This window comes from Dellaglioa sp. CoH-57-MRSF-20, from assembly GCF_056781955.1.
On sequence record NZ_JBXAXV010000022.1, the window covers coordinates 1 to 963 of the forward strand.

General features: G+C 54.8%; 2 protein-coding genes. Both read left to right on the forward strand.

Annotated elements, in window-relative coordinates; translation table 11 throughout:
- Window positions 1-350, forward strand: a 350-nt coding sequence (locus tag AC1RPN_RS07790) for a phage holin family protein (protein WP_481763651.1), incomplete at its 5' end; no start/stop codon positions are given.
- A gap of 16 nt (window positions 351-366) precedes the next feature.
- Window positions 367-831 (forward strand): hypothetical protein, encoded by a 465-nt coding sequence (locus AC1RPN_RS07795; protein ID WP_481763652.1) that lies wholly within the window; start codon window positions 367-369, stop codon window positions 829-831.
- The last annotated feature ends 132 nt before the right edge of the window (window positions 832-963 follow it).

The following is a 963-nucleotide window of genomic DNA, read 5'->3' on the forward strand; positions in this document are numbered from 1 at the left end:
ACAAAGACCCTTTCGGGTACAGCATCAGCACCTATGCGTGGGTTTTCGGACTCGCGCTGTTCGGAGGTGCCGTTAAGTATCTCAACAACTCGCAGCAGTTCCGAGTCGCGACACTCGCACGTGATCTGATCACCGCAGGCTTCGCAGGACTCATGACTTTCTGGGCGTGTGAGTGGCTTAACATCGACGGGCCGGTTGCCGCGATCTTGATTGCGACGGCTGGTCTCATGGGGACACGAGCAATTGCCGTGTTCGAAAGTTTCTACACAAAACAGGCCGAGCGTATGGGAATACATATTGACGACACCACAACCGAATCGAACAACCCGACACCGGGCGGTCAAGGATAAACGGTAGGAGGCACACGTGAATACGCTCGTACAAGATGGTCCAAAAATTAGCAGCATCGGGCAAGTGATTGATCGTTGGATTACAAGGGCCTCGCCTTGGGCGATGGCCGCACTTCTGGGGGTTGCTTGCTTTTGGGCCCTAGAGCCCCAACCAGAAACACGTATAGAAATCAGTCAGACGTACTACGCATCTCCGGGAGGTTACGTGCCGATGCACGTACCCCTGAACATAGTCAACAAGACGCATCGACGTGCCGTCTACAGCATGTCCTTGACTGACATGAACGGCCGCACCGTGTATCAGTATCCTGAGTACACGGACGTAGCGGACAATGGGCTGTCACTGGAGTACATGAAGGTGCCAGTCCCCAAACAGCTTAAGGCCGGTACGTATGCGGTACGTGCAACCATGTTGTACAAATTCAACCCTTTCAAGAACGGAGTCGTGGACACGCGTCTTGGATTTATTGAGGTGAACTAATGGGTTACTCAATCACACGCGATCAACTCGCAAAATTCGCACCCAACGCCAACGCCGCGTCGCTCGACGCACTAGTCGCGGGGGCCAACGCGGCGACGGCACGTTTCGGTATCGATTCGAGCCCTCGCCGCG